General features: G+C 56.1%; 3 protein-coding genes. All 3 read right to left on the reverse strand.

Annotated features, from left to right (window positions below; translation table 11 throughout):
• Nucleotides 1–315: 315 nt before the first annotated feature.
• Nucleotides 316–1,512, reverse strand: coding sequence for a helix-turn-helix domain-containing protein (locus A2I95_RS28360; protein ID WP_027255868.1), 1,197 nt, complete (start codon nucleotides 1,510–1,512; stop codon nucleotides 316–318).
• Between the two features lie 318 nt (nucleotides 1,513–1,830).
• Nucleotides 1,831–2,844, reverse strand: a complete 1,014-nt coding sequence (gene repB / locus A2I95_RS28365) for a plasmid partitioning protein RepB (RefSeq protein WP_051371719.1) — start codon at nucleotides 2,842–2,844, stop codon at nucleotides 1,831–1,833.
• On the reverse strand, nucleotides 2,844–3,327 hold a 484-nt coding region (locus A2I95_RS28370; protein WP_291735285.1), incomplete at its 5' end, for an AAA family ATPase. The genes A2I95_RS28370 and repB, both read right to left, overlap by 1 nt.

Here is a 3,327-nt window from a genome sequence, read left to right on the forward strand (position 1 = left end):
GTCTAGATTGTGGTGGCGGGTTGCCCAGCGGGCAATCTAAATGAGGATGCCCTTGGCACAGAAGTAGTCGCGATCATTATAGGGCGGCCAACTGAGATTCGTAAATACCCTGAACGTGGATATGACTTCCCAGCAAGACACGAGCAGCTGAGCGGCAGACGGCCTTGCGATTGAAGCCAACAGCCAAGATCAGCTCGTTAAGCTCAGCTATGCGCGGATCTTCCGGCGGGTTCTTGCAGCCGCACAATGGCGGTTTTGGGTTGCAGATACGCTTGGGGTAGACGCTTCAATGCAGGTAGGAGCCGTCTTCCTTCCTCATGGCAATACGGTGCCCGCGGGCAACGCCCGTCTGACGGCCTGTTCAAAATAGGGAAGGGGATGACTAATCATCTCCACCTTTTGGATCATGTGATCGAATATCGAGATGATCTTTTCCAGACCTATCATGCGAAGCACCTGACCGTATGGGACTTGGTGAAGACCAAGGCTTAGACCCAAGCAGCGCAAGCTGTCCATCAGACTATCTCTGCACTGTCCGTGCGGAGGGAGAAAGCTTGATGCATGGGGATATTTCCCCAGCATTGCTTCATAGGCCAAAGGCGCATTTATTGAGGGTGTATCAGAACTGTCCGGCCTTTCTTTAATATTCAATTTTTGTGACTCTACTTGGCGGGTAGAATGCCCGTTGCTGACGGGTCGATCTTCGGTCTGGCGTGCGTCTGCAGTCAACTTAGCCTTGGGTTCGTCAGCGTTTTCGGATGGCGCAACGTCAGGCTGCGTAGCCGGATGGCCCGCGGGCAGGGCAGGGGACTCGGATTTTGCATCCGGTTCTGGGTCGTGTTCACTGGCGAGCAGTTCCAGGACTTGTGACCGCGCCTCTTCGATTTGCTCGATTGTCGTTGTCTCGCGCCGGAGCAGTTTGGTGAGGCCGTCCAGAAACGTGCGCGCATGATCGTCAATGGACGTCAGGCACTCAAGAGCCCTGCGCCGTAATGAGAGGGTCTCGGCGCGCAGGTTGCGGCGCTCCTCAGCTTGCCGGATGATCTCTTCAGACATCCGTTGCAGGACAGCAGCCGCTTGGAACGCAGGTGTCAGATCGATTCCATAAGCATCGACGATCTTGCCGTCACGCTTCAATGGAAAGCGTTTGCCGGTAGCGCTGTTCCGGCGCCGCACCAGACCGCGGTCAACAAGCTTGCGAATATGCTTCCTCAGATTGCTCTCATCCATGCCTGCCGCTCTCTGACAGATCGTCGTATTGGACGCGAAGCAGATAAGAAGTTTATCTGGCGTCCCTGGAACTTCTCCTGTCTTGGCATCTTTCAAGTCAAGCAGGGACAACATGGCTTGCAGCGCCGTCAGGTCTCCCGTGTTCAGACCGAGCCGCTTCTTGCACGTTTTGATAAGCCCATAGAGATCCCAGCGCAGGATCGGCCGGAAGGCCGATCCTGCGGTTTGAGCGCACGTCTCCGGCGCCCCGGCACCAAGTGCCGCGGTTGTAAGTGATTTCATGCCATTTCAGACGGCAAAAGTTCCCCGTTCACCGAATACAGTGTTGTCAGTGATTCAATTTTGGGCTATCTGTAAGTTGCTACACAAAACAGAGGCCCTCTGAAGACATCGTCTTTGGGGGGTTCTTTTGCTAGATGCCTGCTCCTTCTTCTGCTCGCTTACCTCAACCCGGATGCTTGGTCCGGGCGCTCCTATTTCTCAGGGGCGGATTGCCCACCGGGCAACGCTTGGTCAGCTCGCCGTGTTGCCCGCCGGGCAACACCTGAACCGGCCGAGGAGTTGCCCACTGGGCAATTCAATTCGAAACCCGAAAAATTCCTATTTATCAATGTCTTGACCCTTGTTCTCGTGCCAGTCCTCGTAGATCCGCTCCAAATTCCTTTCCAGGTATTCGAGGAAAGCTGGCGGAGCCTTCCGGTCGGCTTTCACCGTAAGAGAACGTGGTGTGCGGCCCATCTTGTAGCCGTCACGGCCGATCCTCGTTTGCTGGGTAGGGGAGGGGGCCTCAGAAAGGCGCTCCCTACGCAACGCCGCGAGGAGCGCTTTGAGGCGCTCGGGGCTCGGCAGATCCGGATCGATCATCTTCAGCAAGCGTGCCTGGCCTGGAGCATCATCTCCTGACAAGATCTTGCGCAGCGCCTCCCAGGGGCGGCGTCCTGCGCCATGTGCGGCGCCGACGGCCATGATGACGTCCCGCGGAATGTCTCGAACCACACCGCGCATCTTCGAAGCTTGTGTCTTGTCGATCCCAAGTGCCTTGTGGATCGTATCCGAGGAGTAACCCGCTTCCGTGACCTGAGTGACGAAGATCGCTTTTTCGATATAGCTAGTTTCCAGCCGGGCGGCATTCTCAAGCCCCTGTGCGATCAGCGCATCTTCATCACTGATCTCGACAACCATCGCACGGACATCTAGGCCCAGTTGACGGCAAGCCAAGATACGCCGGCGGCCATATACAACCTCGTAGCGGTCTCCAGCAACTTTCCGCAGAAGGACTGGAACCTGCTGACCATTCTCCTTGATCGACTCTTTCAGAGCTTCAAGATCTTCTCGGACGTCCAGCCGGTCTTTGAACCGCGAGCTGTCGATACGCGTCGGATCAACGTCCTGAAGGGAACGGAGCATCTGCTCCTGGAAGGATCTCTGAAAAATCTTTATGTTCGGGTTGCTACGCTTGCGTGGCGTAAGATCATCCTGATCCCCAGAGGCGCTGGTCTCCGTCTGGCTTTCGCCCAATTCGGGCGGATCAAAGCCGGTATCATCAGAAGGGTCAGCTTCGTGATCATTCATTGCATTGCGCAGCGTGCTCGAGAAGATGTTCTTGCGCGCCATTACTCCCTCCCCCATGCCTTGCGGAGATCGGCTTCGACCTCATCTGCGATGCCGGAGATGGAGGTAACGATCCGGTCATAGGTCGATCTCGTCATGTCCCGTGGCTCAACCTCCAGAACCGGCTGCTTGGTATTGGCCGCATCGCCGATCGCGGTTGATTTTACGAATTCATTGCTCATCACAGAGTCACCGAGCACTGTTCTGAGATAGGACGCCACCTGCAGTTGCGGCTGATCCCCGGTTTCATACCTGGTGATCAGGAAGCGTATGAAATCATAGGTCTTATCCCGATCCTGCTCCTCCACCACCTGCATAAGTTCGGATGCCATGTCCATGAAGGTCGCAAGCGACATCACGTCCAGCATTGAGGCCGTGAGGGGGATCAGCATCCCCGTGGAAGCGAAGAGTGCCGAGATCACCGCAAAGGAAAGTTGCGGCGGGGTGTCGAACATCACGATGTCATAATCATTGCGGACCTGATCC

Source organism: Leisingera sp. F5 (genome assembly GCF_001593695.1).

Excerpts from the sequence above, each read along its gene's own strand:
- A2I95_RS28360 (WP_027255868.1), bottom strand. The coding sequence starts at position 1,512 with ATGAAATCACTTACAACCGCGGCACTTGGTGCCGGGGCGCCGGAGACG.
- repB (WP_051371719.1), bottom strand. The coding sequence starts at position 2,844 with ATGGCGCGCAAGAACATCTTCTCGAGCACGCTGCGCAATGCAATGAAT.